The 18,302-nt window shown below is 68.1% G+C and carries 17 protein-coding genes and 2 tRNA genes; 11 read left to right on the top strand and 8 right to left on the bottom strand.

The genetic code is table 11. From position 1 onward, the window contains the following. The first annotated feature begins 33 nt into the window (after positions 1 to 33). From ABEA42_RS03900 to ABEA42_RS03920, 5 genes are all read left to right on the top strand, one after another. Positions 34 to 588: a MauE/DoxX family redox-associated membrane protein gene (locus ABEA42_RS03900; protein WP_345501319.1), complete on the top strand. Its 555-nt coding sequence runs from the start codon at positions 34 to 36 to the stop codon at positions 586 to 588. Positions 589 to 591: 3 nt separating this feature from the next. Next, the gene (locus tag ABEA42_RS03905; protein ID WP_345501321.1) at positions 592 to 1,536 is read left to right on the top strand and encodes a hypothetical protein; all 945 of its coding nucleotides are present in this window, start codon (positions 592 to 594) and stop codon (positions 1,534 to 1,536) included. A 96-nt stretch (positions 1,537 to 1,632) separates the two neighbouring features. Next, on the top strand, positions 1,633 to 2,232 hold the full coding sequence (locus tag ABEA42_RS03910; RefSeq protein ID WP_345501322.1) for a hypothetical protein: 600 nt from the start codon (positions 1,633 to 1,635) through the stop codon (positions 2,230 to 2,232). Positions 2,233 to 2,236: 4 nt separating this feature from the next. Next, entirely contained in the window at positions 2,237 to 2,755 is a 519-nt protein-coding gene (locus ABEA42_RS03915) for a hypothetical protein (RefSeq protein WP_345501323.1), read from the top strand. After that, positions 2,752 to 4,314, top strand: coding sequence for a hypothetical protein (locus tag ABEA42_RS03920; protein ID WP_345501324.1), 1,563 nt, complete (start codon positions 2,752 to 2,754; stop codon positions 4,312 to 4,314). Before ABEA42_RS03915 ends, ABEA42_RS03920 begins: the two co-directional genes overlap by 4 nt. A 62-nt stretch (positions 4,315 to 4,376) precedes the next feature. On the opposite strand, the gene selA is transcribed toward ABEA42_RS03920, so the two are convergent. After that, positions 4,377 to 5,696: an L-seryl-tRNA(Sec) selenium transferase gene (gene selA / locus ABEA42_RS03925; RefSeq protein ID WP_345501325.1), complete on the bottom strand. Its 1,320-nt coding sequence runs from the start codon at positions 5,694 to 5,696 to the stop codon at positions 4,377 to 4,379. A gap of 105 nt (positions 5,697 to 5,801) precedes the next feature. Between selA and ABEA42_RS03930 the strand changes: the two genes are divergently transcribed. From ABEA42_RS03930 to ABEA42_RS03955, 6 genes are all read left to right on the top strand, one after another. Further along, positions 5,802 to 6,101, top strand: a complete 300-nt coding sequence (locus ABEA42_RS03930) for a hypothetical protein (protein ID WP_345501326.1) — start codon at positions 5,802 to 5,804, stop codon at positions 6,099 to 6,101. Between the two features lie 78 nt (positions 6,102 to 6,179). Beyond that, positions 6,180 to 6,623: an SRPBCC family protein gene (locus tag ABEA42_RS03935; RefSeq protein WP_345501328.1), complete on the top strand. Its 444-nt coding sequence runs from the start codon at positions 6,180 to 6,182 to the stop codon at positions 6,621 to 6,623. Between the two features lie 116 nt (positions 6,624 to 6,739). Then, complete coding sequence (locus tag ABEA42_RS03940; protein WP_345501330.1) at positions 6,740 to 6,922, top strand: YegP family protein; 183 nt, start codon at positions 6,740 to 6,742, stop codon at positions 6,920 to 6,922. A gap of 50 nt (positions 6,923 to 6,972) precedes the next feature. Then, entirely contained in the window at positions 6,973 to 7,437 is a 465-nt protein-coding gene (locus tag ABEA42_RS03945) for a hypothetical protein (RefSeq protein WP_345501331.1), read from the top strand. A gap of 533 nt (positions 7,438 to 7,970) precedes the next feature. Beyond that, positions 7,971 to 8,396: a very short patch repair endonuclease gene (locus ABEA42_RS03950; RefSeq protein ID WP_345501423.1), complete on the top strand. Its 426-nt coding sequence runs from the start codon at positions 7,971 to 7,973 to the stop codon at positions 8,394 to 8,396. A 156-nt stretch (positions 8,397 to 8,552) separates the two neighbouring features. Continuing rightward, positions 8,553 to 9,968: a DNA cytosine methyltransferase gene (locus ABEA42_RS03955; RefSeq protein ID WP_345501332.1), complete on the top strand. Its 1,416-nt coding sequence runs from the start codon at positions 8,553 to 8,555 to the stop codon at positions 9,966 to 9,968. A gap of 511 nt (positions 9,969 to 10,479) precedes the next feature. On the opposite strand, the gene ABEA42_RS03960 is transcribed toward ABEA42_RS03955, so the two are convergent. The 7 genes from ABEA42_RS03960 to gyrA form a co-directional block, all read right to left on the bottom strand. After that, positions 10,480 to 12,006, bottom strand: a complete 1,527-nt coding sequence (locus ABEA42_RS03960) for a ParB N-terminal domain-containing protein (protein ID WP_345501333.1) — start codon at positions 12,004 to 12,006, stop codon at positions 10,480 to 10,482. A 233-nt stretch (positions 12,007 to 12,239) separates the two neighbouring features. Then, positions 12,240 to 13,193 (bottom strand): hypothetical protein, encoded by a 954-nt coding sequence (locus tag ABEA42_RS03965; protein WP_345501334.1) that lies wholly within the window; start codon positions 13,191 to 13,193, stop codon positions 12,240 to 12,242. 1,354 nt (positions 13,194 to 14,547) lie between these two features. Next, positions 14,548 to 14,623 (bottom strand) — tRNA-Ala (locus ABEA42_RS03970). A gap of 26 nt (positions 14,624 to 14,649) precedes the next feature. Then, positions 14,650 to 14,769: a DLW-39 family protein gene (locus ABEA42_RS03975; protein ID WP_345501335.1), complete on the bottom strand. Its 120-nt coding sequence runs from the start codon at positions 14,767 to 14,769 to the stop codon at positions 14,650 to 14,652. A 44-nt stretch (positions 14,770 to 14,813) separates the two neighbouring features. Continuing rightward, positions 14,814 to 14,890 (bottom strand) — tRNA-Ile (locus ABEA42_RS03980). Positions 14,891 to 15,076: 186 nt separating this feature from the next. Then, positions 15,077 to 15,523, bottom strand: a complete 447-nt coding sequence (locus tag ABEA42_RS03985; protein ID WP_345501337.1) for a DUF3566 domain-containing protein — start codon at positions 15,521 to 15,523, stop codon at positions 15,077 to 15,079. A gap of 56 nt (positions 15,524 to 15,579) precedes the next feature. Beyond that, the gene (gyrA, locus tag ABEA42_RS03990; protein ID WP_345501339.1) at positions 15,580 to 18,207 is read right to left on the bottom strand and encodes a DNA gyrase subunit A; all 2,628 of its coding nucleotides are present in this window, start codon (positions 18,205 to 18,207) and stop codon (positions 15,580 to 15,582) included. Between the last annotated feature and the right edge of the window lie 95 nt (positions 18,208 to 18,302).

Genomic DNA, 18,302 nt, shown 5'->3' on the forward strand with positions numbered 1-18,302 from the left:
CGCGTGTGATGTCGCCGGGTAGCGTGTGGCGACATGTGGGACGCGCTGGCCGGACCGTACCTCGCCGCGGCGGGGCTGCTCGTCCTGGCCGGCGTGCCGAAGGTGGCCGACCCGGCCCCCCTGGTCCGCGCCCTGCGCAGCGCCGGGTTCACCGTGCCCCCTGCCCCCGGTGCGCTGCTCGTCCGCGCCTTCGCCGTGGCCGAGGTCGTCGTGGGGGTGTGGGCGGTGCTCGCCCCCGGGCGGCTCGTGGCGGCACTGGTCGCCGCCGCGTACGCCGTCTTCACCGGCTTCGTCGCCCTGGTCCTCGTGCGGGGCGGGGTCCTGGGGTCGTGCGGCTGCTTCGGCAAGCCGGACACGCCCCCGAGCCGCACCCACCTGGCCCTGACCGCCGTCGCCACGCTCGTCGCCGCCCTCGTCGCCGCCGACCCACCGGCCGACGCCTGGGGCGGCGCCACCACCCCCGTCCTCGCCACCACCGCCGGTCTCGCCGTCGTCATCGGCTTCCTGGCCTCGATGGCCATGGCCGTCCTCCCCACGACCACCGCCGCCGCGGTCCGCAGCGCCACCCGCACCCGCTCGAAGGGCTGAACCATGCTCGCCGTCGTCATCGCCGAAGGGGTCGCCGTCGTCCTGCTCGGCGTCCTCGTCCTCGGGCTCCTGCGCAGCCATGCGCTGATCCTCAAGGCCCTGCACGAGCTCGGCGCCGGCCTCGAGCTGGAGAAGGACGCCGGCACCGGTGTCACCACCGCCACCACCGGCGGCAGGCCCGGACCGGTGCCCGTCGAGCTGGAGAACGGCGTGGTCCCCGCCACCCGCAAGGACTCGACCAGGGCCCACGACATCGTGGGCACCGACCTCGAGCGCGCGGAGCGCTCCGTCACGGTGACGACGCCCGGGTCACGCACCCTGCTGGCGTTCCTCACCAGCGGGTGCAGCGTGTGCCAGACGTTCTGGGAGGAGTTCCAGCAGGGCGTCGACGTCCCCGGCGACGGCCGGCTCCAGGTCGTGGCCAAGGGCCCCGAGGAGGAGTCGGTCCCGAGCCTGCGTTCGCTGGCCGGTGACGTCCCGGTCGTGCAGTCGTCGGCCGCCTGGGTCGACTACGACATCCCCGGCTCGCCCTACTTCGTCTACGTGGAGGGCGGGCGCGTGACCGGCGAGGGGTCCGCCACGACCTGGCCGCAGGTGCGCGACCTCATGGCCCAGGGGGTGTCCGACAGCGAGGACGCGCGGGCGGCCGCCGGGCGCACCGGCCCCGGCCAGCTGGTCGGGGAGGCACTCGGGCGCGGCGAGCGCGACAGCGTGCCGCGGATGGACGACGAGCTGCTCGCCGCCGGGATCCGCCCCGGCGACCCGAGCCTGTACACCTCGCCCGACCTGGCCGGGCCTGCCGCGGGTGACCCCGCCACCGACGGACACGACCACCACGACCACGCGCACGACCACGCGCACGACCACGACCACGCGGCGGACGGGCACGACCACGTGCACGACCACCACCACGAGCACGCCGGCGCGCACGACCGCCACGACCACTGACTCCCCGTGTCCGTCGCCCCCCTCTCGCTCGCCCTCGGTCTGCCCATGGCGGCGGTCGCGGCCCTGCGGGCGACCTGGTCCCCTTGAGGCGAGTCGATGCTCTCCAGCATCAGTCCGCTCGGTGAGCGGGCCCGCAGCTCCCGCTGGTGGGTGACCACCGCGGCATACCTCCTCGGCTCGGCCGCCGGGGGCCTCGCCCTCGGCGCGGTCGCGTCGCTGCTCGGCGCCCTGGTCCCGGAAGGGGTCCGTGGCTCGTCGTGGTCGCTGGGCTTCGTCGCCCTGCTGCTCCTCGTGGGGCTGGCCTACGACTCCCAGCGCGGGCGTCTGGACCTCCCGTCGTGGCGGCGACAGGTCGACGAGCAGTGGCTCACCCGCTACCGCGGCTGGGTCTACGGCGTGGGCTTCGGGGCGCAGCTCGGCTTCGGGCTCGTCACGATCATCACGAGCGCCACGACGTATGCCGTCGTGCTGCTCGCCGCCCTCGGCGGCGACCTGCGCGTGGGCCTGGCCATCGGGGCGACGTTCGGGGTCGTCCGGGCGCTGCCCTCGCTCCTCATGGCCGGCGTCGAGGACCGCGCCGCCCTGCACACCGTCTTCGGCCGCGTCGAGAGATGGGCCAAATCCGCACGAATCGTCGCTAGGGTGACGCTGGGGGTCGCGGCAGCCGCGCTCCTAGCCGTCGCAGTTGGGAGCTGAGCAGATGGCAGACACCTATGGCCTCAAGGCCGACGCGCCGCGGGGGTGGCACGTCGCGGTGACCCGGCGACCGGGGGCCACGCCGCTGGCGCCCGACGCCCGCGCCCGCGGTCTGCTCGAGGAGCAGGACGTCACGCGCCCGGTGCTCCACGCCTGCACCCGACCCCTGCCCGAGCTCCGGGGAGACTTCGGCACCGGGGTCGTCGACCTGCTCGGCCCGGACGACGTGTTCGTCGCCCTGGTCGACTACGGCACCGAGGTCGCCGACCAGGGGCTTTTCGAGAAGCAGGGGCTGCCCCGGCTCGCGCCCTCGCACTTCGCGCCCAACCGGCTCCAGCGACCGCTGCCCGGGATGAGCGCGAGCCAGCAGTTCTTCAGCCAGGGCGGACGGGCGTTCTGCCTGTTCACCGTCCTCGGCAGCCACGCCCGGCGCATGGCCTCCGTGCCCCGCGCGATGGCACTCGTCAGCTCGTTGCACATCACCGACCGGGCGACGCTCGCCCGACTGGGAGGCCACCCGTGAGCACCCTCGACGACCTCAACGCCGGACCGGGCGGGATCGCCGGCTTCGTGTCCTCGCTGTCGCGCCGCCTGCGGCCCGTCTCCCGCCGCGACCTGTTCGTCGGTGCCGCCGTCGCCGGGTCCGCCCTGGCGACCAGCCCCAAGAACTACATCCTGCGCCCGCAACCCGCCTACGCCACGATCTGCGGCCCGGGCAACACCGCGAGCAGCGGCTGGACCGTGTTCTGCTGCACCGTCAACAAGGGCGTCAACGCCTGCCCGCCCGGCAGCTTCGCCGCGGGCTGGTGGAAGGCCGCCGACTCGTCCTGGTGCGGGGCCGGCTACCGCTACATCGTCGACTGCAACGCCTCCTGCTCGAAGTGCTCGACCGGCTGCACCGACGGCATCTGCGACAGCAAGTGCTGGAGCTGTTCCTGCGGCACCGGGTCGAGCGCGACCTGCGACCAGCGCCGCGTGTGCTGCAACGCGTTCCGCTACGGCCAGTGCAACACCCAGGTGAAGTGCAGCGGCGGCGTCCACTGCCGCGTCGTGAGCTGCGTCGCGCCGTACAAGTGGGCCTCCTGCACCACCACGTCGCTGGTCGACGACCGCACGGCCGAGCACAGCGCACCCTGCCTGCCCGGCTGGGGTGCGATCTCGCAGAAGGAGCGCGACATGGGCGCGCAGGGCTCCTACCTCAAGGCGTCCACCACGCCCGGTGTCCTCGTCGGCGACGGCCGCGGCACCTACGTCGTCTACCAGGGTGGCTCGATCTACCACACCAAGACCACCGGAGCGCACCCCGTGCCCAACTCGGTGAAGTCGGTCTGGGCGTCGGTCGACGGCCCCCGCGGCCTCCTGGGCTACCCCACCAGTGACTGGCTCACGGGCCGCGTCAACGGCGGCTGGATCCAGACCTACGAGCAGGGCGCCATCACCGACTCCCCGAGCACCACGACCAAGATCGTGTACGGGTACGCCTACGGCCAGTGGACGGGCACCGGTCGGGAGAGCGGCCTGCTCGGCTACCCGACGACCAACCGCATCTCGGGGATGAAGGACGGCGGGTGGCGCCAGGAGTTCCAGAAGGGTGTCGTCCTCGACTCCGCCAGCACCCCGACCAAGACCCTCTACGGCGACGCGTACGCCGCGTGGAAGGGCACCGGCCGCGAGACCGGGGTGCTCGGCTACCCGACGACCAACCGCATCTCCGGGATGACGAACGGCGGCTGGCGCCAGGAGTTCCAGCGCGGCATCGTCATCGACTCGGCCAGCACGTCGACCAAGTGCATCTACGGCGACGCCCTCACCTCGTGGGTGACCGGCGGCCGGGAGACCGGCGATCTCGGCTACCCCACGGGCAACCGGGTCTCGGGCCAGGTCCGGGGCGGTTGGCACCAGGACTTCCAGCGCGGTGAGCTGTGGGCGCTGACGAAGCCCTTCCGCGTGCTCGGGGCGGTCCTGGCCGAGTGGAAGGCGCAGGGCGGGGCGGCCGGCAGCTACGGCTACCCGGTCACCGACACCACGACGGTCGACGGCAAGCTCACCTGCACGTTCGAGGGCGGGACGATCACGGCCTGACCGACCACCGGGTTGAGCTCGGGTCTGCTCCCGGTCAACCCGGTCCGCTCAACCCGGTCGGCTCAGCCGAGCCTGCCCAGTGCCTCGCGCACGGCGTCGGCGAGGGCCTGGTCGAGCGACTCCGGGACGCAGCGCGGGTCGACCAGGCACCGCCCCCGTTCGACCCTGGCCAGCACCGGCCGGTCGAGGGTGCGCAGCGCGGCCGCACAGTCCTCGGGCAGGGCCACGGCCCAACCGGGCAGCGGGCGGCCCGGGGCACCGCCGCCCCCGACGACCCCGTCGGCGGGGACCACGGCCGCACCCGTACCGGGCGGCAGCGCAGCGACGAGGGCGTCGCACCGGGCGCGCAGGCGGTCAGGGTCCGCCTCGAGGGCGGTCCAGACGGGCGGCCGTGGCCCGCGGACCGTGGCCTCCAGCCCGGCGAGCGTCACCTTGTCGGCCCGCAGGGCCCGGGCGAGGGGGTGCCGCCGCAGGGTCTCCACGGTGGTGGCCTCGCCGAGGACGAGCCCCGCCTGCGGGCCGCCGAGCAGCTTGTCGCCACTGCAGGTCACGACCGCGGCGCCCTCGGCGAGCGCCGACGCCGCGTCCGGTTCGTCGGGCAGCAACGGGTGCGGTCGCAGCAGGCCGCTGCCGATGTCGTGGACGACCGGCACCCCGAGCCCGGCGAGGTCGCGTACCGCCACCGACGCGGTGAACCCCTCGACCCGGAAGTTGCTCGGGTGGACCTTGAGGATGCACCCGGTGTCGGGGCCGACCGCCGATGCGTAGTCGGCGACCGTCGTCCGGTTGGTCGTGCCGACCTCGCGCAGCCTGGCCCCAGTGCTGGCGATGAGGTCAGGCAGCCGGAAACCGTCACCGATCTCGACCATCTCGCCACGGCTGACGACCACCTCACGCCCTGCCGCCAGCGCCGTGGTGGCGAGCACCAGGGCCGCGGCCCCGTTGTTGACGACCAGGGCGCCACCGGCCTCGGGCAGCACCTCGAGGAGGGCGGCGAGGCTTCCGCGGCCTCGCTTCGAGCGCCGGCCCGTGGCGAGGTCGAGCTCCACGTCCACCGTCCCGGCAGCAGCCGCCATCGCCTCGACCGCCGCCTGCGACAGAGGCGCCCGGCCGAGGTTGGTGTGGATGACGACCCCGGTGGCGTTGATGACCGGGGTCAACGTCGTCGCGCGCGCAGGAAGGCCGGCGAGGACCGCGCCGACCACCTCGTCGGGACCGAGGACACCGGCCCGCACCTGCGCCTGGACCCTCCCGACCGCAGCCCGGACCGTGTCCCGCCCCAGGCGCGAAACCGCCGCCTCGACTGCCGGGTCGGCGAGCACGGTGTCGGTGCGGGGCACCAGCCGGCGCACGTCCTGCGCCTCGGGCTGTGGCGATGGCATGCGCACTCCTGTCTTTGCGGCGGCCGTGGCCAGCGTAGGCGAGCGCGGCCGACGGTGCGTGTCCACGGTCTTGCCACCAGTGCCCGTGCGGAGCACGCTGTGGGCATGAGGACGTTCGAGGTCACCCAGCGCGACGCGCGCGGCCAGGGGCACGGCACCTGCCGGGTCGTCGCCGACGACGCGAGCGATGCGGTGGCCTGGGTCCGCGCCACCGTCCCCGACCAGGCCGACACCACCGTGTACGCCGTGTACCGCCACCGCCGGCTGCGCGGGCGCCGCTTCGTCGGGCTCTGGTCGGGGCCCGGGTACGACGGCGGACAGGCCGGCGTCCGCGAACCCCGCCGCCCTCGTCCCACGCCCCCTAGCCTGTCGATCCAGCTCGAGGTGCCGGGGGCCCAGGGCTAGTTCGCGCGACGGCCGCTCGGAGGCGCTCGCCGGGAGTACGGTGTGCGCACCCCCCGCTGCTCGGCGCCCGGAGATGCCATGCCTCGCTTCGCCCACACGCTGTCCGTCAGCGCACCCCCGTCCGCGATCTTCTCCATCGTCGACGACGTGAGCCGGACGCCGACGTGGCTGTCGCGGTGCACGGGCATCGACAAGCTCGACCCCGGGACCAACGACGTCGGCACCCGGCTGCGCTACCACTACGCCGACGGCCGGCGCACCGGTGTCATGGACGGCCAGATCGTCGCCCGCGAGCCCGACCGGCACTTCGCGATGAAGTTCTCGGACCGGATGATGGACGTGACGGTCGACTTCGTCGCGGCGTCCGACGGTGTGGGCACGACCCTGACCCACACCATCGACATCGCCACCAAGGGTTTCGGGCGCGTCTTCTCACCGCTCATCAAGCGCCAGCTGCCCAAGCAGACGCTCGACGCCATGACCGCGCTGAAGCGCCTCGCCGAGGCGGACACCTCCCTCTGAGGACTGCGGGCCCAGCGCGGCGGGCGCCCGGCACTGCGTCGGGTGGCTCTGTACGCCGCCCGCGGCCGGCCCTAGGCTGCCAAGCGTTCTGGCGGGTCCACTCACGGAGGTGCGTCATGGCAGGGAAGTTCGAGCTCTACACGGACAAGTCGGGGAAGTACCGCTTCCGCCTCAAGGCCGGCAACGGACAGGTCATCGCGACCGGTGAGGCCTACGAGTCCAAGGCGGCTGCCGAGAACGGCATCAAGTCCGTGCAGACCAACGCGCCCGGGGCGCCGACGGTCGAGGTCGACGGGTAGTCCCACGCGTGGGCGGTACCGGTGCCCGGTGGCGGGCCTGGGCCGCGCGCGTGGCAGTCGTCGTGGGCGGCGCGACGGTCGCCGTGGTGCTCCTGCAGCTGTGGTCGTACGCCCACGTCGACAACCCCGCGCTCATCGAGCGGTCCGTGATCGTGCGGACCGCCACGTCCCGCTGTGCCGCCATGCGCGACTCGGCCGCAGCGGCGGCCGTCGGCACCGCGGCGTCGATCCCGCAGCGCGTCGGGGCGATCAACGCCCAGAACGACGCGGTCACCGACCTCGTCACCGCCATCCGTGCCCTGGGTCCGAAGGTCATCGACGCGGACGCCCCGACGGAGCGGTGGATCCAGGACTGGGAGCGGCTGGTCGCCGCGCGCGACGCGTACGCCAGGTCTCTGGCGAGCGGGCACCCGACGCCGATGCACCTGCCGACGGTCGAGGGCACACCGCTGCTGGATCGCCTCAACGACGTCGGCATCAGCTGCCGCGTCCCCCTCGCCCTCCTCGCGCCGTAGTCAGGGCTGCCAGCGCCTGGCGCCATAGCTCGGACCGAAGGGTTGGCTACTGTCGCGCGAGCAACTTCGCAACGGCTCGGTTGATGACATCGAGACCCTCTCGAGTCACGGTGGATCCGCCGCCACTGATGGATCCTCGGCTGTCGCAGTCACTCGTCCACACAAGACCGGCCTTGGTGGCAAGCCTCTCTCCGATTTCGGGCATCGACCCACGTCCGACGCCGAGGCGTCGTGCTGCCTCGTCAAACACGTGGGAAGGGAGACTGCTACCCCGACCCACAGGGACGAAGGGGATACCGAGCTGCCGGCACAGGTGGTCCAGCTGGTCCTGCTTGACCTGTCCGCCGTGCAGGGCTGACCCGCGGACCCCAGCGAAGGCGGACTCGTCGTCACCTCGGCAAGCGGAACACCACTCTGGGTTCATCCCATGTCGACACTCGTCACTCATGGTGTGAAACCTAGTCGTCACCGCCGACACCTCTGCGCCTGCCGTGGATACCGCGGTCTACTTTGGACGCGTGGCCGAGGACTGGGTGAGCACCTCTGCGGGAAAGCATCTTGCTGGCCGCCGGAAGGCCAACACGTCCCCGGAGGTCGAGCTGCGGAAGGCCGTGCACGCGGCGGGCGGCAGATTCAGGCTGCATCCGCGAGTCGCCAGAGGGTGCACGCCGGATTTCGTCCTCCCTGGACGAAAAGTCGCAGTCTTCGTCGATGGCTGCTTCTGGCATGGGTGTCCCGTCCACGGCCGCAAGAAGCCGTGGACAGGCCCGAATGCTGAGCTCTGGGCTCAGAAGATGCGGCGGAACGCTGAGCGCGACGAGCGGGCCACACAGCTCGCCGAGGAACACGGTTGGCACGTCTTCAGGGTCTGGGAGTGCGAGGTGCAGCGTGATCCCGCGGCTGTATCCGCCTCGATCCTCGGTGGCTTCCCTCGTGACCCCACTGTCAGTCGTCCGTGATGGGCTATCCGTCAACGTCACGCAGCGCGTCGGGTCGACCTCTGGGATGCGTGCCAACCGGAGGTGTTCCTTGCCATGAATTTCGTTCTACCGCTTCAGTTCACAGCCGCAGCGCGGGAGCTTGACTTAGCTGACCAGTCAGCTAAGCTTGCAAGCATGTCGAAGAGATCAGCGCCTTTCGCATACGTTGACCTCTTCGCCGGCATTGGCGGGTTCCACGCCATGCTGGAGCATGCCGGTGGCAGGTGCGTTTACGTATCGGAGATCGACCGTGAAGCACGCAACACCTACCTCCACAACTGGGTGGACCATCTGCCCGAGGCTGAACGCCCGATCATCAACACGGACATCACGATCGACACCCCCGAAGACGCTCCGGTCAACGTTCCAGCTCACGACGTCCTGGCCGCGGGCTTCCCCTGTCAGCCCTTCTCCAAGTCCGGGTTCCAGCGCGGCATGGACGAGGCGCGGGGAACCCTCTTCTGGAACATCGCTCGCATCTTGGAGGAGCGGAAGCCCTCCATCGTCCTGCTAGAGAACGTACGAAACCTTGCCGGGCCCAGGCACCGGCACGAGTGGGACGTGATCATCCAGACCCTGCGCGAGATCGGCTACCGGGTGTCGTCGACGCCGTCCGTCTTCTCGCCTCACTTCCTTCCACCCTCGCTCGGGGGTACGCCTCAGGTCCGAGACCGCGTCTTCATCCTCGGCACGTACGTCGGGCCCGCGCGGGCCATGGCGGAGACTGACGTGGCACCCACTGTGGTCCGGGGGCCAGTTCAAGGATGGAACGTCCAGAACTGGGACACCGATTGGATCCTCGACGACGACACGTCGATCCCCGGCGTCGAGAAGTATCGACTCACTGCTGACGAAACCGAATGGATCAACGTCTGGGATGACCTGGTCCAGCGGATGTGGTCCGCGCGGGGGGTGCGCCTGCCTGGCTTCCCCCTGTGGGCCGACTCGTGGATTCCCGAGCGCGGTCTCGACCCCATGGAGCTGGATGCCCTCCCACAGTGGAAGTCGGACATTCTGGTCAAGAACGCCCGCTTCTACGATGACCATCGCGACATCATCGGATCTTGGAAGAAGGCAAACCCCGCATTCGCCAGTTTCCCGGCGTCGCGGCGTAAGCTCGAGTGGCAGGCGCAGGACACCGCGTCGCTGTGGGACACCGTGATGCACTTCCGGCCGTCCGGCATCCGAGCCAAGGCACCGACCTACCTGCCGGCACTGGTCGCCATCACCCAGACCTCGATCATCGGCAGCCGTCGCCGCCGGCTTACCCCCCACGAGGCCGCCCGCCTGCAAGGCTTCGGCCGGGACTTCTCCTTCGGGGGGCAGCGGGACCAAGCGAGCTACAAGCAGGTGGGCAACGGCGTGGCCGTTGGAGCCGCCTGGCACGTCTTCCGTACCCACGTAGAGCGAGATGCGTCGGACTTGCCTTCGAGGCTGGTGCGCGCAGTGCTGAGTGCGTCGGTCCGCCCCACGGGCAATGCGTTGGCCGAAGCAGCCCTCATCCACGAGGAAGAACTCACGGCACCCCTGTCAGGGACCCTCGCTGGTTGACGAGCGGCCGCTCACCTGAAGCGGGATTGCTTCGCTCGAGGCGAGACGCCTAGAGCCGCAGAAGCCTGCGGACCTCCTCGACCTCATCATGGAGCCAGGCAAAGTTGTCCACCGTCCACGCGATCAGGTGAACATCATGTCCCTTCATTTGGTTGTGGTCGCGGCACAGGTAAACGGCATTGCCAGGGCTGGTCGGACCGCCGAGAGCCCAAGGAAATCGATGGTCCGTCTGCAAAGAAGTCGCCGAAGGGCACGCGTAACCCCATATCGTGCTGGCCGCGCATGACTCATAAGCCGGCGGCGGGTTCTGGAATGACCGCTGGCGACGGCAGGGCGTCTCACTAATGAGTTGGTCCCTCCACATTGGGTGGACCAACACTGCCGATTCAGGAAGGGTCAACGAGCCGCCTACGTACTCTATATAGATGTCAGACCAAAGGCGGTAGCGAACGGTGTTCAGAAAGCGAAAATACGACTCGGCCGAGTCGACTCGGCTACGAATGTCCACCAATCAACTCCAAGTAATGTTGATCTTTAGCTGACTTCGCGAGCCACCGTAGTATTCGGCCCCCACGAGAAGTCGCAGGGATCCAGGGGCCTGAGGAAGGATGACTCCACGTTTGAGGCTCGACAGGTTGAATTCGTTTCCGAGGGGTCGGCTCTCATCGACGATCCTCAAGTTGCCGACGTTGATCGAGTGACCCACAAGCTTTAGACGCCTAGCAGCGCCAATGTTCAAGGGCTTGGTCCCATTGATGGGCAGAACCGTTTCCAGTCTGTTGCGGCGGGCACCACCGCGCCCCGGATCCGAGGCCAGCAGGGTCAGTTCCGCACCGTCACCTGCCAGCCAAGATGGAATGTCGCTAGAGACCCCCAGGGCCCCTTTGGCGAACATGTCTTCGAATACCTTGTTGGCAACCCGGCGGGAGACGTTGCCGAAGTTGCCGCCCGTACTCTGAACCCAACCAGTTACGTCCCAGTTGCTCGCGTTGAATTTCAGCGCTTGGAGCACGCTGTCCCAGTCCGTTGGGACACCGTGTTTCAAGAGGTAGGTGAGGACTCCCACAAGATAGGCGTCCATCAGGTACTTCTGACGATGTGAAGCGTCGCCAAAGAACGCACTGTCCGTCGTAGGCGTAGTGACATTCCGCGAAAGGGCAAGTACCGCGAGGGCGATTTGATCAGCGACGACCGCTGGGCCGAGCGAGGACCCAGGGCGACTGAAGTACTGACCAAGGACAATTTCCTTCAGGCCCAGCGAAGTATATGAGAAGCCTCCCCCTGCGGCCGCGAGCAACTTCGTCGGGTCTGGGTTGAATTGGACCTTGTCGTAGAACGGATTCGTAACGTGGCTGGGCCCTACGTTCTGATGCTCGCAAAGCATGGCGACGGTAGTCATGGCCTTCCACTCTGATGTGGATGTCCCACCGGCGGCATCTTGATAGGCGCCGAGTTTGAATGCGTACTGCAGCCAGTGCTCATGCAACTCGTGTAGCGGAGTCGCATATGTCGTCACCTCAGCGAACACCTTTGCAAACTGCGCTGGGCTATAGGCTTGGGATGCCTCGCCGTGGAGGAGCACTAGGGGAATCGGATTGGAACTGTTAGTCGATTGGGACACTCCCTCCACGCGGTGTTGTCCGTCGAGGATCCACAACGGCTTACTACCCTGAGCAGCGGGAACATTCACTGATATTTCGAAGACCTCGGTCGCTTGACCGTTCAGAATCTGTTGCCGAACGTGAACGTGAGCAACATCTGCGACAGCCAATAGCACAGGGTTTGGCATTAGTTCGCCTGGTTGGCTGAACTTGTCCCTGATAGCTTGCCACTTCTCGGGAATTACAGGGCGTTGCCAGTTCTTGATGGGTGGATTGAGAACGTTACGAGCGATATCCGCATTTCCGCTATTTGGATTGAAACTCGGGACCTCTGCAACGGACTTGAGTTGGTCGGCGGCCAGATAGCCCAGGTAGATGGGAAAACTCTTCGTTCCGTCCGACAGCATCGTCTGCAGAGCGCGGATAACGGGCACCATCTTCTCCGATTCTCGGGGCGGCGACACAGGCATTCCGAAGCCTACCTGCGCCTCCCCCAGAAATTGAGGGGAGCGCGGAAGCTCGACCGGCTCGCGAGAGTCGTGGCGTGGGGAGGTCGCAACAGGAGGCGCAAGACGGGGGCGTGCGCTGCGTCCACGGTCGGCTCCTGCAGACGAAGCCTATGAGGAGCGAGTCCTCGTTTCAGTCGCGATCGACGTGGTGCCACCATTTGCTAGACCGGGTCAATGTTGCCGCGCGCGCTGAATCTTGTGTCGTACTCCCCGCGCTGTGCTGAGTACATATCCGGCGGTCTCTCCTGCGCATACACCCAATACCAGAGCGGTACCGGGGCGAACAGGCCTCGGATACTCGCCTCGTGCAGGAGCGTCTTTATGGTTTCCTTCGGGATCAGGATCGCGCGGTTGTTGGTCGTCACCGTGAGGTCCTGGAGGAGCTCCCGAGGCAGAAGGTACACCCCACCGCGGAATGTCACAGACAGGTCCACTGGCGTGGGTAGGCCATCTGTAAGCAGCGCCTCGACAAGAAGGGGAGGACAACGCTTGCTTGTCGCGACCACGTCGATCTCGTTCGCACCACGCCCTGATGCGACGTGCGCAGCCACATGCCGCCAAACGCGGCTGAACGAAAGCGCGTCCGCGACCGTTTGGCCCTTTTCGGTTGGGACGATGTCTAGCAGATGCGGCTGGCTGCCATCGGCTGGCCACCTCAGGACCAGAAGTGTCTTTCCCTCTGCGACGTACGGTCGGCCCAAGTCCGCCACCGCACGACATCTGAGCGACGTGGCCGTGTCTACCTCAACGAGCAGACTGCCTGGTGGGGTGTTGGACCCTAGGACGTAGACGATGGGGTCATCGAAGGACCATCTGTCTACGCCCTTCTTGGTTGCGTCCCACAGCGCCGCGATCTCGCTAAGACTTTGACTCACCTTGTGCGAGATCTGCAGCCCGTCGAACGCGTAGTCCCAGCCCTTCTGTCCCGTCGGAGGCCGCGTCAGCCGAGTCGAAGGTTCAACTTGGCGAATGTAGTTGCCCAGTGCATCGAAGAACAGATCCTCAAGCAGCGCCGCCGAGTTCAGTCCGTAGTAGTGGTCTCTGAACTGCCTCTCGGCTGCAGCGAGCGGAATCAAGTAGTCAGGTCGCGCCAGCATTCCCCGTACGGCCCTCATGAATCGAGCTTGGGGATCTTGGGATGCGGGTGTCAGCACAAGAGGCCACCTTGCCAAGCTCCGGACCGCAAATCAGTCATTCGCCCACCTTCTTCCAGAAGTCTTACCCCGCGCCGTCCCGTGCCGGCGCGAGAGCCAACTGGGTGAGCTTTCCCTGAGTAGCTTCACTCGAGCTGCTTTGAGCGAGCGCACGAGTTCCAACACAAATGGAAACCATCGCCAGCACCATGTCCCGGATGTCGATATCAGCGCGGCGAGTGTAGTCAGCGGGCCGCGCGCGCGGCGTTACCTGACCGGTGTCACACGCGAGAGGCCGCGCTCGATCGTGATCGCGTTGAGCGGCCGAGAGTCTGATGTCGGGTGGCGCCGGCGCAGCCGAGCAGTGACCGGCTGCAACAACGCGGTCACCGATGGCAGCCGGCAGGCGATCAAGCTACGGGCCAATCTCTGGGTGGGTGCGAAGTGCCTCAGGCGCCACGGATAGCCATGAGCGGGGGCTTATCTCCACTGGTACCGGGCCGCACCTTGAGACGCTGCGAGCCAGATCCGCAGCAGGATCTTCGGAGGCGAGGAGCTCCGCCTGTTTGTGCGCCAGGTCGCCTCCTCGACAGCCTCGTCTGGCGACTCGCCATCGACCCAGCGGAGCGCGATCCGGCCGCGGAGCCCGCCGTAGCCCGGCTGGCTAGTCAGACCGCGCATCCATTGCTCGAGCGTCGCGTCCAGAGCGCGGATCTTCGACTCGCCGAGAAGGTGTTCGGCGAGCAACGAAAGTGCATCCTCGTATTGCCGGGTGACGCGCTCGAGCTCTCGGCCCGAGTCGGCAGCCATCGCCCGCGTCGCAGATACCGTGTCTTTGCATAGGGAACACCGAGGGCACGCGCAATGTGAGTGATTAGAACCTCCGCCAGTCCTCACCTTTGCTCGTGACCATTTGCTGCCACTTGGGTGTCCTTGTGCAGTCATGCAACAGCATCTGCAGACGAACGTAACCAGGTCACGTCATTTGATCCTGCGGTTTCCTAATCCGCCACCCTCCAGTCGGAGACGTCGACCGTCGACCAGATGTCTGGGGGCAGGTCAGGAGAGTCCCCGCCGTCGGCCGCCATGTTGTCACTCTGGCACATTGCTGGTCGCAGATTGGGTAAACCCAAACGACGACACCCAATCGCGCACACCGCCGCAGCACTTCGCTGGACGACCAGTGGCATAGCCGGACCGTCCCGGCGAATCCGTCAGTAGCGACGTTCTGGGCCGGAAGACGTCTCAGCTCCCGTCAGGCACGTCACTGAGGTACTTCTCTGAGGTCCGAACGCGAAAGGGCTCTGACCGACGAGCGGAAAGTGGTTCTGACCTGTGGTGGAGCCAAGGGGACTCGAACCCCTAACCCCCTGCTTGCAAAGCAGGTGCGCTACCAATTGCGCCATGGCCCCCGGGTGGGGATCGAACCCCAGGACTCCTAGGAGGGAGAGTCCGTCGCCTGGGCCCAGAGGTCCTTCTCGGCCTGCTGGGCCTTGAGCTTCTTCTGGATCGCGGCAGCGCCGACTGCGGTCACGACGATGAGCAGGAGCTTCTTCATCGGTGGTCCGCCTTCCCTCGCAGAGAACCCGCGGGGATCGGGATTGGTGGGCCTAACAGGACTTGAACCTGTGGCCTCTTCCTTATCAGGGAAGCGCTCTAACCGTCTGAGCTATAGGCCCGTGAGCCCAATCTCCGCTGCGCCACGGAGGGTGGCGCGAGGCACGAGGTTACATGACGGTGGGGCTGCCCACCAAAACGGTTCCGCGGTGCCCCGACACACGCAAAACGCCGGTTGCCCGGCAACCCGCGGGACACCATCCCGAGGTATGCCGGGCAACCGGCGTTTTGCGTGAGAGAGCGGGGGCTCAGTCGTCGGTGAGGGTCAGCTGGAGGCCGCCCACGAGGGCCGAGCAGATGTTGTAGAGGAAGGCGCCGAGGGTCGACAGCGCGGTCAGCAGGATGACGTCGATGACCCCGATGACGATGCTCAGGGACAGCACCCGGCCGAAGCCGAGGAAGTCCATGATGTCGAACGGGTTCTGGGTGTCGTTGAAGACCGTCCCGACCAGGCGGTTGACCTCGGAGAAGACGCCCATGCCCGACAGGATCATCCACAGCACCGCGACCATGACGACGCCGGCGATGCCGAGGGCCACCGAGATGAGGAACGACATCTTCATCGCCGACCACGGGTCGACCCGGGAGACAGTGAGCTTGACGCGTCGCGCGCGCCCCGCGGCGGCGGTCGCTCCCGCCGGGCGGATCGGGGCTCCGGTCCGGGCCGTGCCGGCGGGCTCGGCGCCGCGGTTCATCCGCCCCGCCTCCGGTCCTCCCGGGCGCGACGAGGTGCTCGTCTGGCCTGCCGTGCTCACTCGTTACCTCCGGTGGAGTCGGTCCCGGGCGCCTCGGGTGCGGAGGGCTCCTGCTCGGACCCAGCACCGTCGACGACCTGCTCGTTCACAGACGACGGTACGGCATCAGCGGCCACGGAGTCGCCTGCGGCACTCCCGTCGGCGCTCAGGTCGCTCTCATCCTCCGACCGCTCGGGGTTCCGGGCCACGGCCACGACGGAGTCGCCGTTGCCCGGGTTGGCGAACTTCATGCCCTGGGTGTTGCGGCTGCGGCGGGTGACCGGGGCGACCGGCATCCGGACGATGTTGCCCTTGCCCATGATGACCAGGACCTCGTCGTCCTCGCTGACCGTGAGCGCGCCGACCAGGTCGCCGTTGCGCTCGGTGATCTTGGCGACCGCGACACCGAGGCCACCACGGCCCTTGGCGTTCCAGTCCGAGGACGGGCTGCGCTTGGCCATGCCGTTCTCGAAGACCACGAACACGTCCGGGTCCTCGCCCTCGTGGATGACGCTCAGCGACAGCAGCGAGTCGTCGCCGCGGAACCGCATACCGGTCACACCACTGGTGGCGCGGCCCATGGGGCGCAGCTGCTCGTCGGTCGCGTGGAACCTGACCGACATCGCCTTGCGGGACACCAGGAGCAGGTCGTCGGTCTGGGAGGCGAGGTCGGCGGCGACGAGCTCGTCGCCCTCCTTGAGGTTGACCGCGATCAGGCCACCGCTGCGCGGGGAGTCGTAGTCGGCGAGCCGCGTCTTCTTGACCAGTCCGTTCTTCGTGGCGAGCACGAGGTAGGGCTGCTGCTCGTAGTCACGCACGTCCAGCACCTGGGCGATCTTCTCGTCCGGCTGGAACGCCAGCAGGTTGGCGACGTGCTGGCCCTTGGCGTCGCGTCCGGAGTCCGGCAGCTCGTAGGCCTTGACGCGGTAGACCCGGCCGAGGTTGGTGAAGAAGAGCAGCCAATGGTGGGACGTCGTGGTGAAGAAGTGGTCGACCATGTCGTCGCCGCGCAGCGAGGCGCCGCGGACGCCCTTGCCGCCGCGGCCCTGCGAGCGGTACGCGTCGACGCGGGTGCGCTTGGCGTAGCCGCCGCGCGTGATGGTGACGACCACGTCCTCCTCGGGGATGAGGTCCTCCATCGACATGTCGCCGTCGATGAGCTCGATACGGGTGCGGCGGTCGTCGCCGTACTTGTCGACCAGCTCGCCGAGCTCCTCGGACACGATCGACCGCTGGCGCTCGGGCTTGGCGAGGATGTCCTCGAAGTCCTTGATGAGCGCCTCGAGGCGGTCGTGCTCGTCGATGATCTTCTGGCGCTCGAGGGCGGCCAGGCGGCGCAGCTGCATCTCGAGGATGGCCCGCGCCTGGATCTCGTCGATCTCCAGCAGCTCGATGAGGCCGTCACGCGCCGCCTCCACGGTCTGCGACCGTCGGATGAGGGCGATGACCTCGTCGAGGGCGTCGAGGGCCTTGAGCAGACCACGCAGGATGTGGATCTCGTTCTCGGCCTTGCGCAGGCGGAACCGCGTCCGGCGCTGGATGACCTCGACCTGGTGCTCCACCCAGTGGCGGATGAAGGCGTCGATCGGCAGCGTGCGCGGCACCCCGTCGACCAGGGCCAGCATGTTGGCACCGAAGTTGGTCTGCAGCTGGGTGTGCTTGTAGAGGTTGTTGAGCACGACCTTCGCCACTGCGTCGCGCTTGAGCACGATGACCAGGCGCTGGCCGGTGCGGCCGGAGGTCTCGTCGCGGATGTCCGCGATGCCCGAGAGGCGACCTTCCTTGGTCAGCTCGGCGATCTTCTGGGCGAGGGTGTCCGGGTTGACCTGGTAGGGCAGCTCAGTGACCACCAGGCACTGCCGGCCCTGGATCTCCTCGACCTCGACGACCGCGCGCATGATGACCGAGCCGCGGCCGGTGCGGTAGGCGTCCTCGATGCCCTTGCGCCCGAGGATGAGCGCACCGGTCGGGAAGTCCGGGCCGGTGACCCGGGAGAGGACCGCGTCGAGGAACTGCTCACGGTCGGCCTCGGGGTTGGCGAGGTACCACTGCGCCGCGTCGGCGACCTCACGCAGGTTGTGCGGCGGGATGTTGGTGGCCATGCCCACGGCGATGCCGGAGCTGCCGTTGACGAGCAGGTTGGGGAACCGGCTCGGCAGGACGGTCGGCTCCTGCGTCTTGCCGTCGTAGTTGTCGCGGAAGTCGACGGTCTCCTCGTGGATGTCCCGGACCATCTCCATGGCCAGCGGCGCCATCCGGCACTCGGTGTACCGCGGGGCGGCAGCCGGGTCGTCGCCCGGGGAGCCGAAGTTGCCCTGGCCGTCGACGAGCGGGTAGCGCAGCGACCAGTCCTGCACGAGGCGGACGAGGGCGTCGTAGATCGAGGAGTCACCGTGCGGGTGGTACTGACCCATCACCTCACCGACGACGCGGCTGCACTTGTTGTAGCCGCGGTCGGGGCGGTAGCCGCCGTCGTACATGGCGTAGACCACGCGACGGTGCACCGGCTTGAGTCCGTCACGGACGTCCGGCAGCGCGCGGCTGACGATGACCGTCATCGCGTAGTCGATGTAGCTGCGCTGCATCTCCGCGTTGAGGTCGATCGCCTCGGTCCGGTCGTACTCGACGGGCGGTATCTCAGTCATGAATTCCCTTGTCCCTCAGTGCAGTTCACGAGAACCGCACTTTCAAAGATCAGCACTTCAACGATGGGGGCGTACGTCGCGCGGCGGGTTCCACG

The sequence above is a fragment of the Pedococcus ginsenosidimutans genome, from assembly GCF_039544395.1.
GTDB classification, from domain to species: Bacteria; Actinomycetota; Actinomycetes; order Actinomycetales; family Dermatophilaceae; genus Pedococcus; species Pedococcus ginsenosidimutans.